Raw genomic sequence first — 19797 nt, forward strand, 5'->3', positions numbered from 1 at the left:
TGGGCATAGGGAAATGCCACCAACATAAATTCGACAGAGATCGAATCATTTTGAGTTAGGTTTTTAAAAATTATTCTGCGATAAGAAAATAAAAAAGGAAAATTTATTAAATATCGCAGAATTAATATGACTTGCTGTGAGAATTGGAGATAACAATGGCTGAAACACTATCACTGGCAAAAAACGAACTGGTTGAACGAGCCAGTGAAGCAATGAAGCAGCACCTCAGCACCCCCGAGTGGTCCCTGAGAGAAAAGCTTGCGCTGACTTGCCGAATTTTATTTAACGATGGTCACGACTCCGGCCTGGCTGGGCAAATTACCGCCCGTGCGGAAAAGCCCGGTACTTATTACACCCAACGCCTGGGCCTCGGCTTCGATGAAATTACCTCATCCAACTTATTGGAGGTCAACGAAGACCTCGAAGTACTGTCTGGAGAGGGCATGGCCAATCCGGCCAACCGCTTTCATTCCTGGATCTACCGGGCGCGCCCCGATGTGAACTGCATCGTGCATACCCACCCCATGCACGTATGTGCACTTTCCATGCTGGAGCGCCCGCTAAAGATTTCCCATATGGACGCCTGCATGTTGTATGAGGATATTGCCTTCCTCAAAGACTGGCCGGGTGTACCCGTGGGTAACAGCGAGGGCGAGCTGATTTCCGCCGCTATTGGGGACAAGCGCGCAATCCTACTGGGACACCACGGCCTGATTATGGCCTGTCGCTCTGTTGAGGAAGCCTGTGTAATGGCGGTTCAGTGTGAGCGCGCTGCCAAACTGCAAATACTGGCTGAATCCGCCGGCACCATCCAGGATATTGATCCCGAACTGGGCCGCGAAGCCCACGACTGGATCCTCCAGGAAAAACGCACGCAGGCGACTTTTGCTTACTTTGTGCGCCGCATGCAGAGAAAAGGTTATGGCGGCGGGGACGACCCATTAAGTTAAGTGCTTTTGTGCAATGGGCTAAAGCCCATTGCATTGTTGGCTGCCCCAATAATTGCAGCTTGGCTATAACAACCGGAACGCCTCCCCTCCATTTCTCTCTGGTATTCGTTCAAGCTCCCACCCTCCTGTATAATCCCGCTCCATCATGCAGGGCTGGCGGTGAAGTCTCTTTTCCCCAGCCAGACGAGTTACCTGCGGCTACCATTTGTGGCGGAAGCGGAGGGCGTTAGCCCAGCCTTGGCCGGAATCGGCTAGAAACAAAAAACTCGTTAAAAATCATATAGATAAATGACTTAAAGGGCTCTATTTGCTATGGCTAGTTACTCCACTAACGAATTCAAGGGCGGCCTCAAGGTGATGCTGGACGGCGACCCCTGCTCAATCGTGGAAAACGAATTCGTCAAACCTGGTAAGGGCCAGGCGTTCAACCGCGTGAAGCTTCGCAACCTGAAAACCGGTCGCGTATGGGAACGCACCTTCCGCTCCGGTGAAAGCCTGGAAGCGGCGGATGTGATGGATCGCGAAATGGAATACTTGTACAACGATGGCGAGTTTTACCATTTCATGGAGCCCGAGACTTTTGAACAGCACCAAGCCAGCAGCGATGCTGTGGGCGATGCTTCAAAATGGCTCAAAGAGCAGGATATCTGCACTGTAACCCTGTACAACGGCTCTCCGCTGGCAGTTACTCCGCCCAACCACGTTATCCTGGAAATTACCGATACCGATCCGGGCCTGCGCGGAGACACCGCCCAGGGCGGCACCAAGCCAGCCACTTTGGCTACCGGCGCCGTTGTGAAGGTTCCTCTGTTCCTGGAAATCGGTGAAACCATCAAGGTAGACACCCGCACTGCCGAATACCTGGGCCGTGCCAAGGAAGACTAAGTACCTCCTCCCCTCGAGCGGCCTACGGCCGCTCGTCTCCAGAGCTACCCCCCATGAGCACAGATACCTGGCGCCCCACCGCCACTATTGCAGCCCTGCGCCAACGCGCTGCGCTACTCGCTGAAATACGCACATTTTTTGCTGAACGAAACGTTGTGGAAGCCGAAGTTCCGGTGCTATCCCAGCGCGCCACCAGCGACCCCCATATCGAGTCCATCACCACAGAGTGCCGGGGCAAAAACGCCTACCTGGCCACCAGCCCTGAATTTGGTTTAAAGCGTTTACTCGCCGCAGGACTCGGAGATTGCTACTACTTGGGCAAGGCTTTTCGCCAGGGCGAATCCGGCGGTCGACACAACCCCGAGTTCACCATGTTGGAGTGGTACCGCTGCGGTTGGGACGATCACCAACTGATGGAGGAGGTCGCCAAGCTGCTCTGCGGTATTTTGGCGACGGACCAGGTTCAGTCCCTCAGTTACCGGGAATTGTTTTTAAGGGAGCTGCAACTGGACCCCCACAGTGCCAGCGAAGCCGAGCTGATTTCCTGCGTTAAGCGGGAAATGGAATTGTCTTTTGTACCCCGTGAACGCAGTGAGTGCCTGGACCTGCTGATGAGCCACCGCCTGGAAGCCACCATGGGTGAGGGCATCACCCTGCTCTACGACTTCCCTGCAGAGCAAGCAGCACTGGCAAAAGTGGTGGCGGACGAACAGGGGACGCCCGTAGCCAGGCGCTTCGAAGCCTATGTGGGTGGATTGGAACTGGCCAATGGCTATTGGGAGCTGACCGACAGCGCGGAACAGCAGCGCCGCTTTGAAAAGGATCTGGAATACCGCCGTGCTAACCAGCGCCCTGTACACCCCTTTGAAGAGCGTCTGGTTGCGGCCCTGGAGCAAGGCATGCCCGAGTGCGCCGGGGTCGCGCTGGGAGTCGACCGACTGCTGATGTTAAAAGCCGGTTACCAATCGATTGAGGAAGTTATCGCCTTCCCTTTCAGTCGGGCTTAGCGGCCGCCGGCGCCGGAGTGTATTGATAGCGGGCAACCTCGCCAACTGCAAAAAAGCCACTATCGAGCAGTAGCTGCTGACGATCCGCCGGCACTAAAGCTACAAGATTTCTATGGTGGCTACCTTGGGCAGCGGTTAGCAGATGCTTGAACAGGGCCCGACCAATCCCGCGACCCCGGTAATCCGGAAGTGTCACCAGGTCATAGAGCCCCAGTGCATCCGCTGCCGCAAACAGGCAACCGGCGGCCACCGGCACACCATCCAGCTTAGCGAGAAATAATTTCAGTCGCCCGCGTCGCTGCTCGGGGATTTCCTGCAGGCCCTGATAGAAGTGCGCCAACTGTGCCCCTTCCAGCTCCCCTGCCGCCGCTGCCTGCACCGCGCCGTAATCAGGCAAGGCCTCCTTTTTCACCGCACTAATAGTCAGCTGTTCCACTACCGGAACCTCGGCAGCGCTGAGTCGGGGTATCTCGGCGGCCATAGCTACCAGGGACTGGCGCCGCTTTAGTCCAAGCTCATCCAAAGCGTCATTGTCCAGGGGTTTGGTGGCACTGTGCCAAAGGGTGAAGGGGCTGTGCCGCTCGGCAAAATAATCCAGCGCAAAACGCTGAATAATGCGCGGCGGCATTACCATATTGGAAATCACCTGATTGAGCCCAATGGAAGGCAGGCCGCTATCACTGCGGACAATACCTGTAATTTCCTTGGTGCAATCTGGAGTTACCAGGCTCGCGCGGTAATCCGCATAAGCCTCCAAATTTCGGCAGGTAAGATTTTTAGCGCTGAGACTATATTTCATGGGTCAAAGGATAGTGCCAAGAACAGTGCCGTTGCATCATTTCCCCAGTGATCCCAGCCCCGCAGCCGGTGTTCGCTACGGGGCGACAAGCCTTACTTCTGTACTTGCGACAGGGCACACTGATCCATGGATAATGCCGGTTCAGCACAGGTGGCTGCCCCGACAACTTTTGCCGGCACTCCGGCCACTAACACCTTTGCCGGTACCGTTTTAAGAACCACACTTCCGGAAGCAATTTGGGCGCACTCGCCAATTTCAATATTGCCCAGCACCTTGCTGCCCGCACCGATTAAAACCCCGTGGCGGATTTTCGGGTGGCGGTCCCCGCTCTCTTTGCCAGTGCCGCCCAGTGTAACGGACTGCATGATGGAAACATTGTTTTCCACTACAGCCGTTTCACCTATAACGATACCGGTCGCGTGATCCAGCAATATACCGTCACCCATACGCGCAGCCGGGTGGATATCCACACTGAATACGACAGAGACACGGTGCTGTAAGAACATAGCCAGGGAGCGGCGCTGCTGCTGCCACAGCCAGTGGGCCACACGGTGAACCTGCAAGGCGTGAAAGCCCTTAAAGTACAGGAAGGGCTCGTGCAGGGAGTGGCAGGCGGAATCCCGCAGGTAAATTGCGTTCAAATCCGCTCGCGCCGCATGCCCTATGGAAGGGTCAGCTTGTAGCGCTTCATCGATAACCTCGCGAATTAACAGCGCCGGTGCCACCGCATTGTCCAGCTTGTTGGCCAGGTGAAAGCTGAGCGCCGCCTCCAGGGAATTGTGGTTCAGGATGGTCGCGTGTAGAAAGCTGGCCAGGATCGGCTCCCGCTCTACCTGCTGCGCCACCTCTATACGAATCTTCTCCCAGATCAGATCCGCCTCAGCCTCGGTGCATGTCGCATCCATTATTGCTTTCTCCATGTTACACAGCCCCCAGGGTCAACGGGGGCTCCAGCAGCGCAGACTGCTGCTCGCGCAATGCCAGTATATGCTCTGCCCAGTAACGGGCAGTATTAAACCAGGGAAACGCCTGGGGAAAAGCCGGGTCCTGCCAGCGTCGCGCCAACCAGGCGGCGTGGTGCATCTGCCGCAGGCAGCGCAGGGGCTCCACCAGCTGCAACTGCTGGGGATCAAAACTATAGAAGGTTTCATAGCCTTCCAACACTGCATCCAGGTAAGCGGTTTGCTCTGCGCGATTGCCGGAAATCAACATCCAGATATCCTGGATCGCCGGCCCCATCAGGCAGTCGTCCAAGTCCACAAACCAGGGAGTCTCATCCCGCCACAGGAAGTTGCCACTGTGACAATCACCGTGCAAGCGCAGCATATCCCAGTCCCGCTCAAACAGCGGGGCTATCTGTTCGATAATGTGGCCCGTGACGGAAGCGTAGGCCTCGCGGTTCTCACGTGGCAGGAAATCTCCATTCAGGATAAATTCCCGGCTATCAATTGCGAATCGCTGCAAAGTGAGGGATGGGCGATAGCTGAAAGGTTTGGCGCTGCCGGCCGCATGAATGCGACCCAACATGGTCCCCACCTGCTCCAGGTGATCAAAGTTATCCAGCTCCAACTGGCGACCGCCCCGTCGGGGGAAAAGCGCAAAACGGAATCCAGCGGACTCCATCAGGGTGCGCCCATCAAACTGTATCGGTGCCACCACAGGAATTTCGGCCTCTGCCAGCTCCAGGGTGAACTGGTGCTCCTCCATTATCTGCTCATCACTCCAGCGCCCCGGGCGATAGAACTTGGCAATCAACGGCTCGGCATCCTCAATACCCACCTGATAGACGCGGTTTTCATAACTGTTTAAAGGGAAAATACGCGCATCGGAAATCAGCCCGGTAGTCTCGACACAGTCGATCACCACGTCCGGCGTGAGGGCTTCATAGGGATGATGATTCGAGGTCATAGTGGGTACCAACTGGATTGCAGCTGGCTATGCTAACGCGGTCGCGGGGGCGGGGACAAACTGAGAAATGTGCCGCAAGCTAAAGCGGCCAACTCAAGGGGAGTTCACGCAGGACAGGAGCGGTGACACCACCCAATGCCAACCGCACAAAAAACTGGCTTAACCGCCATTTGCCCGCTGTTGCTGCAATAGCTGAACCATTTGGTCACGACCAAAAACTTCGGCAAAATCCTCTGCGGAGTGGCCGGCCTTATTCACCTGCTGCGAATCGCAATCCTGCTTTAGCAGGGTTCGTGCAAGGGCAAACTCACCGCGAAAAATCGCTGCCATCAGGGCAGTATTGCCACGGCGATCCTGGGCACAGGCATCTGCACCTCTCTGCAACAGGTAGTCCACAGCCTCCCCGTTGCCGTTGTAAGTGGCAATCATCAGTGCCGTATAACCTTTCGGGCTGCGTACATCCAGGGGGAAACCCGCTTGCGAAAATTCACGCAGCACCTCGGTATCACCAATCCTGGCTGCGGCAAAATAATACTGGGAGAGTTCGATAAAATCAGATTCCGTTTTTTCCGGCTCCCCTGCCTGAACCCCCAGGGTGAGAAAGAGTAGTGCGAATAAAAATGATCTCATAATTTCACCTGTATAAATTTAGCGGGCGACCTCTGTCGCCCGCACTTGGGTAAAAATTACCGGGCCAGTTTTTTCACGCGATCCAGATCTCCACCAACTGCTTTGGTTAAGTGCTGTCCGTAGTCCTTGTCCGCTTGATAGAAGTGGCTCAGCATAATGTGCTTAGTGTTTTCATCACTCACTTTACCCAGATCACCAGCGAGGTTTTCAATCAGGTTCTGACGCTCTTCAGGACTCAGGCTGCGGTAGAAAGCACCCGCCTGGGCAAATGGCAGTTTCTTTTCAATGGCCTTTTGCTGGGTGCTGCCATTCAATGCCTTGTTGCTATAAAGACCTTTGGGGTCCTCGTTGCGCGCATCGATGCGGCTCGGCTGATAGTTCACATCTGAAGTCTGCTGGCCGTAGTTACCCGCTCCATCCTGGTTCCAGTTACTTACTGCAACGAGGGGCCGGTTGATAGGCAATTGCTGGTGATTGGCCCCCAGGCGATACATTTGCGTATCGGAATATGAGAACACGCGGCCTTGTAACAAGCGGTCTTCCGAAGGCTCAATACCCGGAACAATATTGGCCGGCGCAAACGCGGATTGCTCAGTTTCCTGGAAGAAATTAGTGGGCACACGGTTGAGTGTCATGGTGCCGACTTTGGTTTCCTTCACGTCCAACCACATTTTGGTGGCGTCCAGGGGGTTGTAATTAAAGCTGTTAAGCTGGGAGGGCTTCAGTACTTTAATAAACAGATCCCACTGGGGGTACTCGCCTTTTTCAATCGCGGCATACATATCGCGAGTTGCGTGGCTGAAGTCCTTGCTCTGAATTTCTGCTGCCTCTTCCGCAGTCAGGTTCTTGATTCCCTGACGGGTTTTCCAGTGGAATTTCACATAGTTCACTTCACCCTTGTCATTGATAAATTTATAGGCGTGAACACCCCAGCCATCCATCTGGCGCAGGTTAGCCGGTGTACCGTAATCGGAATAGACCCAGCTCAGCATATGGGTGGATTCCGGCACATGGCTAAAGAAATCAAAGAAACGGTTGGGGTCCTGTTGATTAGTCACCGGGGAGGGCTTTAGGGAGTGAACCATATCCGGGAATTTAATCGCGTCGCGGATAAAAAATACCGGCAGGTTGTTACCCACTAAATCCCAGTTGCCTTCTTCCGTATAAAACTTGGTGGCAAATCCACGGGGATCGCGCAGGGTTTCCGGGGAACCTTTTGAGTGGATTACTGTTGAAAAACGCACAAACACTGGCGTTTTACTACCGCGCTCAAACACCGCTGCGCGGGTTAAATCACTGAGGTCAGCCGTCGCAACAAATTCACCGTGAACACCAGTTCCACGAGCATGAACTACACGCTCGGGAATACGTTCACGGGCAAAACGCTGCAATTTTTGAATCAGTTGAACATCTTGCAGCAAATTACCGCCATTTTCTCCGGCGGTTTGTGCGTTCTGGTTGTCTCCGACAGGTGCGCCATTATCGCGAGTCAATGTCCCTGCATTGGCTCCGCCTATCAGACCGATAGTTAATGCAAATAAGGGTAAGTATTTCATGGGATTATTTATCTCTACTGCCATCTCTATTACAGGAGTAGAGCTTATAGGGGAGAACAATAAGCGGGAAATTAGACCTTGTTATCGCTCTTATAGTAGGGATCAATAACGGTGAGTCAGAAAGAGCAATTCAGATTTTTTAGCAAGTCAAAATAAAGTAAATGCTCAATCAGATTTTTTTCGCCTGGGCATAAGGTACCAAAGCACAGCGGCAATCAAAAAAAGTGCGGGAATATCTCCCATCAAATTGATTCGCTCTGTTTTATCCACCAATGCCTGCACCAACATAATGACGGCGTGTACAAGGCTGGACCATATAGTGAACCAAATTAAACTGGCATTTGCGGCGGGATTTTTTGCAGCGCGTATTAAAAACACCCCCAAGGTGACATAAATACCGATAATCATTTGCTCGTATTCTAGCTGCCGCGGAGTCCAGCCCTAAGTTTTATACACAAGTTTTTTCAGTTTTATTATATAAATCAATAAGTTACAGTTTAGCCCAGTAAGAACTACAGATTTGGCTGGATAATTATGCAGGACTGGGTCATGGACGAAGTAAAAAATCAGGTTATGGGTGATACACGCTTGAATAAACGCTTGTCTAATATTCTTAGTAATTTAAGCTCCGACCCAAAGAATAGCATTCCTTGTGCAAACAAAACTTGGGCAGAAACGTTTGCGGCTTATCGCTTTATCGAAAATGATAAAGTCAATTTTGACTCTATTATGAGCGGCCATAAATCGGCAACTCTTGAGAGAATCAAGGCGCAGCCTGTTGTTCTTATCCCACAAGATACTACTTTTCTAAATTTTGCCACTGACCTAGAAAGTAAAGAGATGGGAACACTTAGGCGTAAAGAGACCAACCAACAACTCTTGCACACCTCCATCGCGATAACACCATCCAGAATTAATTTGGGTGTTGTTGAAGGTAGTATGTGGCAGCGAGATAAAGAATCTAGTGCTAATTCTCGCTATACCAAGTCGATACAAGATAAAGAGAGTCGACGCTGGCTAGACCATTATGAATCAGCTTGTGAGATACAAGAGCGCTGCCCTGAAACCACGATTGTGAGCATCGCGGATAGAGAGGGGGATATTCATGAGTGGTTTCAATTAGCTGAAGATCAAAATGAACAGCGGCGTGCAAGCTATATTGTTCGAGCCAAGGCTAACCGTAGTTTAGAGATCGAAGGAGAAGATACGACTTTACTTTGGGACTATATGACCAAGCAGAAGTCCATCGGGAAATACTCAGTAGGTATCCCCAAAAGGAGTGGACGGCCAGAAAGGGAAGCTAAGGTCAGTGTATCCATTGCAGAAGTAAGATTGCAGGGAAAAGGAAAATCAAAACGACCTCTTTCTCTCTACGCAGTCTTTGCTAAGGAATTAAGCCCACCAGAAGGGGAAAAAGGTATTGAATGGATGCTGCTGACCGATCTTGCAGTTGAGGACTTTAAGCAAGCGAGGATCATTATTGAGTGGTATCGAAGTCGATGGGAAATTGAAACCTATTTTCGAGTGGTGAAAGGCGGATGCCAGATAGAAAGTAATCGCTTTAGAACTGAGCAGCGCATGTTGAACTGTATTGCAATCTATATGATTATTGGGTGGCGTCTACACTCCATGACAACACGGGCACGAACGCTTCCTGATACGTCGTGTACGAAATTCTACTCTGAAAAAGAGTGGCGTATGATATGGATAATGCAAGCTAAAACCTCCCCACCCAATGAAGCTCCAAGTATGAGAGATATAACTCGTATGTTGGCAGGACTTGGAGGCTTTCTGGGGCGGAGCGGCGATGGTGAGCCTGGAGTTAAAACCGTTTGGCAGGGGTACACAAAGCTTCTCCATTATATGGAGGCAGCGGAGGCTTTAAATGGACTTAAATGATGTGTATAAAACACAGGTCCAGCCCCACCCTTCCGGCCAAATCCACATCATCATCGGGTAAATCGCCAGAATAAAAAGCACTCCTACAACGACCAGCGCTATTGGCAGGTATTTTGCTCGAGTTGCCTCGTTCATAAATGACTCCCAAATCTCGATCGACTTATTCCTGTAAGTCCCCTGGTAAATGACACACCACTTCCAGGTTATGTCCATCGGGATCAAGTACGTAGGCGGCGTAATAATCCGGGTGATATTGCTCGTAGACAGCCGGTGCGCCATTGTCTTTACCCCCGGCCTCCAGGGCCAAGCGATAGAACTCCCTGACCACCTGCCGCTCTTCAGCGCGAAAGGCGATATGCAATTGTGGAGTGGTGCTGGTCCCTCCACGAATCCAGAGTTCCGCTTTATCCGCCCAGCCAAAGCCCGCCCAATCCTCAAACTCCATCACTAACTGGTATCCCAGCGGCATCAGCGCCTGCTGATAGAAGTCCTTACTGCGTTCATAACTGTGCACATAAAGGCGAATATGATCAAGCATCGTATAAACCTCGGGAGGGAAGCGGATACTTCTGCAAGATAGCCTAGAGAGGCCGGCAGCGCCGACTTTTAAACGTACGAGACAAAGAGGAGGTTGTGGCGGGTGGTTCACTTCATGCAATCATACCCGCCACTGCAAGGTTGGGATTAGGGGGAGATATACCAGTGATAAATACCGTAAGAAGCGACGCCCAGACCAAAGAACAGCTGCCCCACCAACAAAACCCTGAAAGCGAAAGTGTAACGGGCCAAGTCACCTCGACGAATGGCATCGTTGGAAAAAATTCTCGCTTCCTCCGGGAATCCCATTTCCAGGGTTTTCAGTGCCGGAACTGCAAGCTTGAGAAGCTGGCGGCTGCGAATATCCATCAGCCAAAATACAGTGACCAGTATGACCACAAACCCTCCCAGCAACGCCAGGATTAGAGGGTGGAAGTCTTTCTCCATGGCAGTGAAAATCCCGCCCTCAACAAACATGGTTAACACAACAAAAAAATTAAAAACCTTGAGACGCTGATCGGCGGCGAAGCGGTAGTGATCGCAGAGGTACTGTCCCTGTTCCAAGCGGAATCTCCTTAACTGTAAATACCCTTAAAACAATATCCGGAGTTAGAGGGTTACTAACTGTGCAAACCAGCAGGCATTTACTTGTCTATTTAGCTGAAAATGGCGCAAAAATCGGGGAGGAATTTAACCTCTTGCCCCAATGAAAAGGCCGGGCTATGCCCGGCCAATAAAACCTTCACGCGCCACACCTATGGTCAGCGATTTTCGCGGTGATCAATCAATGCGTCAACCACAGTGGGATCGGCAAGAGTGGAAACATCTCCCAGATTATCCAGCTCATTGCAGGCAATCTTCCTCAGGATACGCCGCATGATTTTGCCGGAACGGGTTTTTGGCAGTGCAGGCGCCCATTGGATAAAGTCAGGCTTGGCAATTGGCCCTATCTCCTTGCGGCAGAGCTCAATTAATTCAGCCTTCAGCTCATCACTGGGCTTATGGCCAGATTTGAGCATTACAAAGGCATAAATCCCCTGCCCTTTGATATCGTGGGGATAACCTACCACCGCCGCCTCCGCCGTATCATTGTGCAGTACCAGGGCGCTCTCGATCTCCGCTGTTCCCAGGCGGTGTCCAGAGACATTTAACACATCGTCAATGCGCCCAGTAATCCAGTAATAACCGTCACTATCGCGGCGGGCGCCATCACCGGTAAAGTAATAACCGGGGAATGCGGAAAAATAAGTATCCAGCATTCTCTGGCGATTGCCGTACACATCCCGAATCATGGAGGGCCAGCTCTTTTTAATCACCAGAGAGCCTTCACCCTCCCCTTCAATCTCCCGGCCTTCACTATCCAGCAGCGCGGGCTGGACGCCAAAGAAGGGCCGGGTTGCCGACCCGGGTTTCAGAGCCATGGCACCGGGCAGTGGAGTGATCATCTGTGCACCGGTTTCAGTCTGCCACCAGGTGTCCACAATCGGGCAGCGCTCATCGCCCACTACGCTGTAATACCACTCCCAGGCTTCCGGGTTTATGGGCTCACCCACGGTGCCTAAAAGTCGCAGGGAACTGCGCTCGGTGGCTTTTACAAACTCGTCACCAGCGCCCATCAGCGCCCGAATCGCTGTCGGCGCGGTGTAGAAAATATTGACCTGATGCTTATCCACAACCTGCCAGAAGCGTGAGGCATCCGGGAAAGTGGGCACGCCCTCAAACATCAGACTGGTGGCCCCAGCGCACAGGGGTCCATAGACGATATAGCTGTGCCCAGTGATCCAGCCCACATCGGCAGTACACCAGAAAATCTCTCCCTCGCGATAATCAAAGGTATATTTGAAAGTCATGGTGGCCATCAGCAGATAGCCGGCAGTGGTATGCAGGACCCCTTTGGGTTTACCGGTAGAGCCCGAGGTATAAAGGATAAACAGCGGGTCCTCCGCTCCCATTACTTCAGGCGCGCAGTCCGGCTCCATCTCACCTATGGATTCGCCATACCAGATATCCCGCTTGCTATCCCAGTCTACCGGTGTGCCCGTATGTTTAACCACAATAGTCGTATGCACATTAGGGCAATCCACCAGCGCTTTATCCACATTGGCTTTCAGCGGTACTCGCTTACCGCCGCGAACCGCTTCATCAGCAGTGATCACCAGGCGACAATCGGAATCGAGAATACGGTCTTTCAGGGACACCGGGGAGAAACCACCAAATACTACCGAGTGCACAGCGCCGATACGGGCACAGGCGAGCATGGCGTAGGCCGCCTCCGGGATCATCGGCATATAAATACACACCCGATCTCCCTTTTTAACTCCCCGGGATTTCAGCAGGTTGGCCAAGCGGCACACACTTTCATAAAGGCTCTGATAGCTGATTGCCTTACTATCAGCGGGATCATCTCCCTCCCACAGAATCGCAGTCTGCTCGCCACGGTTTGCCAGGTGCCGATCGATGCAGTTTACGGTTACGTTCAACTGGCCATCGGAGAACCAGGCGGTATGACCTTTGTGCAGATCCTCCTCAAGAACCTGAGTGAACGGCTTGTCCCACTGCAAAAAGTCCTTGGCCTGTTGTGCCCAAAACGCCTCTGGGCTCTCTACCGACTGGCGGTACATTGTCTCGTAGTCTTCGGCGCTAATAAGCGCATTGGCAGCAAAACCGGGGGAGACTGGGCGGGTATGCACTTCAGACATCATCTTCTCCTTTATTATTAGCGCGGCATGGCTAGCCTAGAGAAATCTGAGTTTATTAGAGCTTTATTCTTGTCACTTTATAACATAGCCGCTGCGAAACAGTCCCCTCATCTCAAAATTTGGCATGGGGCGAAGACAATCCAACGCAGGCCCTGAAAGGTGCAAGTTAATCAGACAAGCAAACAGTAAAAGAAAGTTGATTAACAGCTCAATCACTTAGATCCAGACATCATTTTTCGCAGTTAGATCTCCACCGGCATCGCCCGTATTAACGACCCCTTTAGGCTCAATCAATAGTACTTCACATTCCTGTTCAGCTCTGGGTTTATGCTCCACACCCTTTGGTACTACCGTCATCTCACCAGGTCCAAGGGATATGACACTATCGCGAAACTCGATCTGCATATGCCCGGAAATTACAACAAACACCTCATCGGTATCGGGATGATCATGCCAGGTAAATTCACCCTGGATCTTAACCAGTTTAAACTGGTAATCGTTCATCTCGGCAATCACTTTAGGGGACCAGTGCTCCGAGAACAGGTTCAATTTTTCTTTAAAATTGATAACTTTAGAATTCACTTTTATACCTACCTTTAATATGACTATATATCTGGAAAACTTATTTATCTCTGGATACTTCCAAAAGTTTTCTAAGCCTGCCCACAATATTCTGGTTAAATACCTTTATACCCTCCCTCCTTAGAAGCGCAGACACAACGCCAGAACCAACTATTTTCGCACCAGAAAAACTACCATCGTAAATATAATCACTACCATATGATGGACTATTTTCCGTAAGTACTGCGTATTTAATATTGTGCTGGGGCCAGACCGCAACAATAGAAAACAAATCAACTTAAGTTTGCCTGTACCGGGTTACCAGCCCGGTACATTTAGCAGAAAAAACTAGCGAGATTGGAAAATAAGAAAGCGGTTATTACCCGAGTCGTTGATAATCAACTTATCTTCATAAGCGGTAATTCCGTCGGGCCATTTCAGCGTAGCAGCACTTGGCAACTCCCCCTCGTCAGCAACCCCATTCTGGTTGCTGTCGTTGAAGGCACTGCGATCAAAATCTTCCTGACCCAAGACAACATCTGCCGGAGCGAAATTTTCCTGTGGCCACTGGTTCCAGATCAATACTCGGTGATTTTCACTGTCCGCTACAAATAGCTGAATGCCGTTCGACCAGATACCCCGTTCGAATAAACTCAGGGTTTTTCGACTTGGGGGCTGGCTTTCATTGCTGACAAAATCTGCTTGCCCCAGAACTATATCCGCCGGAGCAAAGCTACTAGTAGGCATTGAGTTCCACAGAAGTACCCGGTTATTTTCTGAGTCGGTGATGGCTAACTTTTCTCCATCGCTCCACACATCTCCGGGCGCAGCCAATGTGCGAGCACTGACCTGCTCAGTCGAGCCATCTTGCTCATGGTCGTTAGGGGTGCAATTATCCAGTGTGGACTGGCCCAGCAGCCAATCCGGTGCCGCATCTTCCATTGAGGGCAAGTCATCCCATACCACCACTCGAGCCTTAGACCACGAGGCCGCGAATACGCGCCCCTCCGCAATCATCGCACTGGTATATATGGAGTGGTTACCCTGGCAGTTGTCCTTCGATAGTTTGGCACTAGGCAGTGCCCGACCATCTTCGGGAATAGTATCGTAAACATAAATACTGTGGTACTCGGGGCCCAAAAAATAATTTATTAAAAGTTTTCCGCTATCAAAACTGATATTTGTGGGCCCGCGACCAAAATCTCCCACGCTGATATCGTCGAGACTATCTTTATTGAGCGCCGCATTGGCCGGTGCTCCATTACTTGCGGGGATCGAATTAAAAATTAACACCCGATCATTTGTAAAATCGGGTACGAACAACTTCCCCTCATCAGTAACGGCAGCGGAACCCAGGGGGCCCTCGCCAAGATTCTTTGCATTGATGGCGGTCAAAGCACTGGAAAAATCATCCTGGCCGATCACGACCTGCGCGCTGTCAAAATTCTCAAAGTACAATGGCACAGTAAAATTGTGCTGTTCAGCGGGGAGATCCAGGCCAGCGGGGTCTTTGGCTTCAAGGTGCAGGCTGCGATCCTGCCCGGACAGCCAGCGGCTCTTGGGAGCTATCACCAAGGTGTCGTCATTAAAGCGCGACTGGGACCAGGTCAGAGTGTATTCATCATCCAGCAAGGAACCGCTAATTTGCAGGCTGTCGTGATCTATCGACTCGGAAAACTGTACCGTGATTGCGCCATCCTTCTCCAAACGCTCCTGTGCTGGGGATACACTGACTACGGAAGGGGCAATTTCATCCACGGTATAGTGAGCATCAACCTCTACCATCTGGTTGCCGGCCGCATCCCGCGCGGCAATTGTCAGGGAGAGTTCTAGTCCCTTTGCCCACTCCGCTATCGGGGTTAAGATCAGGGTGTCCTGATCGACTTGAGAGAGCTCTCCCATTTCCTGCATGGCGCCACTTAGGGACACATCCTCCAATGCCACCGCTTCGCTAAAATCCAGCCGTAGGGTGTCGGTTGCTGCAATAGAGGCCCCGCTGGCGGGAGTCAGTGTCAGGCTCGGCGGAGTGGTATCCACAGGCGCAGGATCTTCACCACCACCGCTGCCACCGCTGCAGCCATAAAACGCGGAACTGATCGCCAGTACCAATGCGGCTTTGATAAACTTGCTATCGGCTTTAAAAAACTTGCCTTCCACCACTGCCTCCTGCAGCCATTTAAATAGCCGACAGGGTATTCAGTCTTACCTGTTTATTGCCACAGCAGTCACTGCCAATCTGGACCCTAAAAATGACAAAACCTAACAGGCTGGGTGCTGCGTCACAAAAGGAGAATTTTCAGGGACACTGCGCTAATCGTACTGACATCTGGGAGCCACCGGCTTCGCCGGTATTAATCAACCTATAGGGCCTAACTGTGACCAATGCCCTTTTTACCGATCTAATTTTATTGATGCTAACAACTTAGTTAGCTCTGGATACACTTATCAAGTCTCTAAGTTGCCCAACAGTATGTTGACTAAAAACTATTATTCCCATCCTTTGAAGAAGCGCAGACACAACACCAGAGCCCATTATTATTGTCCCTGAAAAACTGCCATCGTAAATATAGTTACTTCCACAAGAGGGACTATTTTCCGTAAGCACTGCATACTGGATATTGTGTTTCCTGCATAATTCCAGAGCCAGTTTGGCCCCCAGCATAAATTGCTCAGTTAGATCTGTTTTATCACTACCTATAACCCCGGCAGTTCCATCTAACACCTCTGTTCCATTTGCGCCACAGATCTCAGCCGGCACCCTCGGAATAGGCAATCCCGCTGCCACTTCCGGACACAAGGAAACAATTTCCTGAGTATCCACAAGCCACTCAAAATCATCGCTATTGGCCTCAACACTACTACCGTCATATCGCACGGCGCAGTTCAAAAGGCAGGAGCTAACAAGTATTTTGGCCATATACATCTGAAGCTATAGTGGACACAATAGGAAGCCGTACTCTACCGCAACTGAGCCTAGGCTACTGGACATCGCAGGTTATCTGACAAGTAAATTAAGACAGAAAACCTGAATAGAAGGACAACTAAATCCTAGCCTGGCGAACAGCTCGTAAATAAACTCATTAGAGTAATAAACCATGCAGCGTTCAGTCATATTATTGATAATTTACTTGTTGGCAATCCCAGTCGCTAGCGCCAAACAACTGGCAATTACTTTCGATGATGCCCCACGTAAAGCCGATGGTTATTTTGATGGACCAACCCGGGCCAAAACGTTAATTGAAAACTTAGAAGAATATAAAGTTGGCAAAGTAGCCTTCTTTTCCAATACTCAATCCTTCAATAAGGAAGGGTTGGAGCGGATGCACCGCTATGATAAGGCTGGGCATATTATTGGCAATCACACCCATAGCCATCCCAATTTTCTGGAAACAGGACTATCCACTTATCAAGCGGATTTTTTGCAGGCTCACCAGCTGCTTCAACAATTTGACAACTTTAAACCCTATTTTCGCTTTCCCTATCTGCGCGAGGGAGAAACTGTCGAAAAACGCGATGGTATCCGGGATCTACTACAGAGAAATAACTATCAAAACGCCTATATCACCTTAAATAACTACGACTGGTATATCGAGGAACTTTTCCAAACGGCAGTAAAAGATGGGAAAGCAGTTGATATGGAAAGACTCTCCAACTTTTATGTCGACGTTCTTATGGCGAGCATTAAGTACTACGACGATATGGCAATTAAATATCTCGGGCGCTCCCCAAAGCACGTGATACTGTTGCATGAAATGGATATTTCAGCCCTGTTTATTGGTGATCTGGCTGAACGACTGAGGAAGGAAGGCTGGGAGATAATTCCTTTAGAGGAGGCCTATCGGGACCCCATCGCCAACTACCAACTCGCCCAACCGATTAAATATAACCCTGGCAGAATCGGCGAAATCGCTTTAGCTAAAGGACAAAAGAAAAATCTCTGGCACTACACCCTGGACGAGTCCTACCTGGAAAAGAGGTTTAATCAGGAAGTGTTATTAATGTCTGGTCAATAAGCAGCGGGGTTGCTACAGGACACAACGCCCTGTAGCGAAAAGAATCAGGCTTCGGCTAGCTGAACCGGAATAGTATTAGTGCTGCGCTCTACCTTGTTATTCTCATCCAGGTAGACCAGCTTGGGCTTGTGGTTATCGGCTTCGCCCTCTGTCATCTGCGCATAGGAAGCGATAATAATGCGGTCACCCACCTGCACTCTACGTGCAGCGGCGCCGTTCATGGAAATAATACCGGAACCCCGCTCCGCGAGGATCACATAGGTGTGGAAGCGTTCACCATTGCTCACATTGTAAATATCGATTTTCTCGAATTCACGCAGGCCAGCCAGCTCTACCAGGTCCTCATCAATTGCACAGGAACCGTCATACCAGAGTTCGGCCTGAGTCACTGCGGCCATGTGCAACTTGCACTTCAACATTTCAATTTGCATAGTTGGATGCCCCTCAGAGTTCCAGGGAAACATTGTCGATCAGGCGCGCTGCACTGGTGTACATAGCTCCCAGGATCGTGATTTCTTTATCGTCATCTGCCGCTGGCTGTAAATCCTTGCTGTAACAGATGGAGAAGTAGTCAACTCGAAAGCCACTCTCTTCAATTCGCTTGCGCGCCTCTGTCTCGAGGTCGGCGAAATCCCGGCGTCCAGCCACAATTTCATCCTTGGCCCAGTTAAGTAACTGGTTGAGCACAGCAACCTTCGGTCGCTCTTCCGCAGTGATATAACCATTGCGAGAGCTCATTGCCAAGCCATCTTCCTCACGGTGCACCGGCGCCGCCACAATTTCCACCGGCATACACAGGTCTTCCACCATACGGCGGATCACTGCTAACTGCTGGAAATCCTTAATCCCGAAAATAGCCTTATCCGGCTGCACAATGTTGAAAAGCTTCGAAACTACGGTGGTGACCCCTTCAAAGTGACCCGGCCGGCTGGCGCCGCACAGGACATCGGTCATCGCCGGACAAACCACGCGGGTCTGCTGGTCCATGCCGTTGGGGTAAATCTCACTCTCATCCGGATGAAACAGGAAGTCACAGTCCGCTTCCCGCAGGCTGGCCATATCCCGCTCCATAGTGCGCGGATACTTATCCCAATCCTCATTCAAACCGAATTGCAGTCGGTTGACGAAGATGGATACCACAACCAGATCGCAGTGTTGCTGGGCGATTTTGACCAGCTCTATATGGGCATCGTGCAGATTGCCCATGGTTGGCACAAAGCCGACGGTCTTGCCGTCTTTGCGGGCCTGGGCCAGCGCCTCGCGCAGACTTGCTACGTGGTGGAAGACTTGCATCTTGCTACCGCTCACTATGAATCAGCGCGGCATCATACTCGCTGAGACCAGGTGTCTCAACATAGCAAAATTGCCGCTCTCAATAAGATTTCACCGCAGAATCCAGCCTGTAGCCCCGCCAGACAATCTCTGCCCATACCTGAACTATTAGTCACAATCTACGCCGTCGATTGCCGCCGAATTTTACCCCATTCAGTTCAGGAAGTGTTCAGACCCGCCAGGGCAAACTTCACGCCAAGATACACAAAAGACCTGATCTGAAAGAAAAGAGCCCCACGCTCGGGAGAGATGTTATGAAACACCTCACTACTGCCATCGCCACCCTAAGTCTGCTGCTGATCGCAGCACCCGCCCTATCCGAGTCACATCGCGGGCACCAGCGCGCCATGGACGACCACCACAAATATGGAAGAGCCGAACGCGAGCAGCGCCACTTAAAGAAACAGCACGACAAGCATCACGACCGCCAGCAGGAAAAGAAACGCCGCAGACAAGAGCGCAAGAAAGAAGAGCGCAGACGTGAACGCAGAGAGGAGCGCCAGCACCGCCGCGAAGTTCGCCACGCCTATAAAGAGGGCTACAACAAAGGCTATAACAAAGGGCATAGAAAAGGCCACAAGCAGGGCCACCGCCACGAATACCGCGCGGCACACAGACCGGTTTACCGCCACGGTTATCGCGGCCACCGCCCCCACTACCGCCCCTCGCACTACGGTTATGGCTACCGCTGGCGCCACCTGCCGCGTAATTTCGTCAGTATCAGTATCGGTACAGCGGGCTTCTACTATAGCGATGGAATTTTTTATCGCCCGGCTTCTCACGGCTACGTAGTAGCCCAGGCCCCCCACGGCGCCATCGTGCACAGCCTGCCAGCATCAGCACTGACCGTGGTAGCCGGTGGACACAATTACTACGTGGCTTATGACACCTACTACCTGTGGGACCATAGCCACCGCGGCTACCGGGTTGTCCCCAAGCCGACCTATTACTGATTACCCAATCCCCCCCTCCCTGCGGCCCTCGGGCCGCCTTTTTTTACTCAAATTTGCGCAGATCAATC

General features: G+C 51.5%; 21 protein-coding genes and 1 pseudogene. 6 read left to right on the forward strand and 16 right to left on the reverse strand.

From position 1 onward, the window contains the following. The first annotated feature begins 155 nt into the window (after window positions 1–155). From ACJJIS_RS20110 to epmA, 3 genes are all read left to right on the forward strand, one after another. Window positions 156–950, forward strand: coding sequence for an aldolase (locus ACJJIS_RS20110; protein ID WP_444911975.1), 795 nt, complete (start codon window positions 156–158; stop codon window positions 948–950). 312 nt (window positions 951–1262) lie between these two features. Then, on the forward strand, window positions 1263–1835 hold the full coding sequence (gene efp / locus ACJJIS_RS20115) for an elongation factor P (RefSeq protein ID WP_108731510.1): 573 nt from the start codon (window positions 1263–1265) through the stop codon (window positions 1833–1835). Between the two features lie 53 nt (window positions 1836–1888). Further along, entirely contained in the window at window positions 1889–2842 is a 954-nt protein-coding gene (gene epmA, locus ACJJIS_RS20120; protein ID WP_475708910.1) for an EF-P lysine aminoacylase EpmA, read from the forward strand. Here the strand turns inward: epmA and ACJJIS_RS20125 are convergent. The 6 genes and pseudogenes from ACJJIS_RS20125 to ACJJIS_RS20150 form a co-directional block, all read right to left on the reverse strand. After that, a complete protein-coding gene (locus tag ACJJIS_RS20125) occupies window positions 2829–3641 on the reverse strand; it encodes a GNAT family N-acetyltransferase (protein ID WP_475708911.1) in 813 nt (270 codons plus the stop codon). The genes epmA and ACJJIS_RS20125 overlap by 14 nt on opposite strands. A 92-nt stretch (window positions 3642–3733) precedes the next feature. After that, on the reverse strand, window positions 3734–4561 hold the full coding sequence (gene cysE, locus ACJJIS_RS20130) for a serine O-acetyltransferase (protein WP_413664156.1): 828 nt from the start codon (window positions 4559–4561) through the stop codon (window positions 3734–3736). Between the two features lies 1 nt (window position 4562). Next, window positions 4563–5549 carry an SrkA family protein kinase gene (locus tag ACJJIS_RS20135; protein WP_444918853.1) on the reverse strand — a complete coding sequence of 329 codons (987 nt, stop codon included), beginning with the start codon at window positions 5547–5549 and terminating at the stop codon, window positions 4563–4565. Between the two features lie 159 nt (window positions 5550–5708). Continuing rightward, on the reverse strand, window positions 5709–6179 hold the full coding sequence (locus ACJJIS_RS20140) for an ankyrin repeat domain-containing protein (RefSeq protein ID WP_282930217.1): 471 nt from the start codon (window positions 6177–6179) through the stop codon (window positions 5709–5711). Window positions 6180–6235: 56 nt separating this feature from the next. Continuing rightward, the gene (locus ACJJIS_RS20145; RefSeq protein WP_475708912.1) at window positions 6236–7735 is read right to left on the reverse strand and encodes a catalase; all 1500 of its coding nucleotides are present in this window, start codon (window positions 7733–7735) and stop codon (window positions 6236–6238) included. A gap of 165 nt (window positions 7736–7900) precedes the next feature. Next, window positions 7901–8158 (reverse strand): annotated as a pseudogene (locus ACJJIS_RS20150) (DUF6632 domain-containing protein); the annotation flags it as partial. 111 nt (window positions 8159–8269) lie between these two features. Between ACJJIS_RS20150 and ACJJIS_RS20155 the strand changes: the two are divergent. Beyond that, the gene (locus tag ACJJIS_RS20155) at window positions 8270–9634 is read left to right on the forward strand and encodes an IS4 family transposase (RefSeq protein WP_475708210.1); all 1365 of its coding nucleotides are present in this window, start codon (window positions 8270–8272) and stop codon (window positions 9632–9634) included. Here ACJJIS_RS20155 and ACJJIS_RS20160 read toward each other — a convergent pair. The 8 genes from ACJJIS_RS20160 to ACJJIS_RS20195 form a co-directional block, all read right to left on the reverse strand. After that, window positions 9617–9769, reverse strand: a complete 153-nt coding sequence (locus ACJJIS_RS20160) for a hypothetical protein (RefSeq protein ID WP_475708913.1) — start codon at window positions 9767–9769, stop codon at window positions 9617–9619. The two genes, ACJJIS_RS20155 and ACJJIS_RS20160, sit on opposite strands and share 18 nt — an antisense overlap. A gap of 25 nt (window positions 9770–9794) precedes the next feature. Further along, the gene (locus ACJJIS_RS20165; protein ID WP_444892625.1) at window positions 9795–10172 is read right to left on the reverse strand and encodes a VOC family protein; all 378 of its coding nucleotides are present in this window, start codon (window positions 10170–10172) and stop codon (window positions 9795–9797) included. A 146-nt stretch (window positions 10173–10318) separates the two neighbouring features. Continuing rightward, complete coding sequence (locus ACJJIS_RS20170; protein ID WP_444906581.1) at window positions 10319–10735, reverse strand: hypothetical protein; 417 nt, start codon at window positions 10733–10735, stop codon at window positions 10319–10321. A gap of 197 nt (window positions 10736–10932) precedes the next feature. Then, window positions 10933–12870, reverse strand: coding sequence for an acetate--CoA ligase (gene acs / locus ACJJIS_RS20175; protein ID WP_475708914.1), 1938 nt, complete (start codon window positions 12868–12870; stop codon window positions 10933–10935). Between the two features lie 216 nt (window positions 12871–13086). Continuing rightward, a complete protein-coding gene (locus ACJJIS_RS20180; RefSeq protein WP_444914935.1) occupies window positions 13087–13452 on the reverse strand; it encodes a cupin domain-containing protein in 366 nt (121 codons plus the stop codon). Between the two features lie 40 nt (window positions 13453–13492). Next, the gene (locus tag ACJJIS_RS20185; RefSeq protein ID WP_444895396.1) at window positions 13493–13723 is read right to left on the reverse strand and encodes a 2-thiouracil desulfurase family protein; all 231 of its coding nucleotides are present in this window, start codon (window positions 13721–13723) and stop codon (window positions 13493–13495) included. A 56-nt stretch (window positions 13724–13779) separates the two neighbouring features. After that, window positions 13780–15588 (reverse strand): Ig-like domain-containing protein, encoded by a 1809-nt coding sequence (locus ACJJIS_RS20190; RefSeq protein WP_475708915.1) that lies wholly within the window; start codon window positions 15586–15588, stop codon window positions 13780–13782. Window positions 15589–15853: 265 nt separating this feature from the next. Continuing rightward, window positions 15854–16348, reverse strand: coding sequence for a 2-thiouracil desulfurase family protein (locus ACJJIS_RS20195; RefSeq protein ID WP_475708916.1), 495 nt, complete (start codon window positions 16346–16348; stop codon window positions 15854–15856). A gap of 178 nt (window positions 16349–16526) precedes the next feature. Here ACJJIS_RS20195 and ACJJIS_RS20200 point away from each other — a divergent pair, with 178 nt between their 5' ends. Then, entirely contained in the window at window positions 16527–17444 is a 918-nt protein-coding gene (locus ACJJIS_RS20200) for a polysaccharide deacetylase family protein (RefSeq protein WP_475708917.1), read from the forward strand. 44 nt (window positions 17445–17488) lie between these two features. Here ACJJIS_RS20200 and panD read toward each other — a convergent pair whose 3' ends face one another. Together panD and panC are read right to left on the reverse strand one after the other, a co-directional pair. Further along, window positions 17489–17875, reverse strand: a complete 387-nt coding sequence (panD, locus tag ACJJIS_RS20205) for an aspartate 1-decarboxylase (protein ID WP_413664143.1) — start codon at window positions 17873–17875, stop codon at window positions 17489–17491. A 13-nt stretch (window positions 17876–17888) separates the two neighbouring features. Continuing rightward, window positions 17889–18737, reverse strand: coding sequence for a pantoate--beta-alanine ligase (gene panC / locus ACJJIS_RS20210; RefSeq protein ID WP_444895400.1), 849 nt, complete (start codon window positions 18735–18737; stop codon window positions 17889–17891). Window positions 18738–19030: 293 nt separating this feature from the next. On the opposite strand from panC, the gene ACJJIS_RS20215 reads away from it, so the two are divergent. Then, complete coding sequence (locus ACJJIS_RS20215) at window positions 19031–19729, forward strand: DUF6515 family protein (RefSeq protein WP_413664141.1); 699 nt, start codon at window positions 19031–19033, stop codon at window positions 19727–19729. The last annotated feature ends 68 nt before the right edge of the window (window positions 19730–19797 follow it).

The organism is Microbulbifer maximicatervae (SeqCode) (assembly GCF_056231245.1).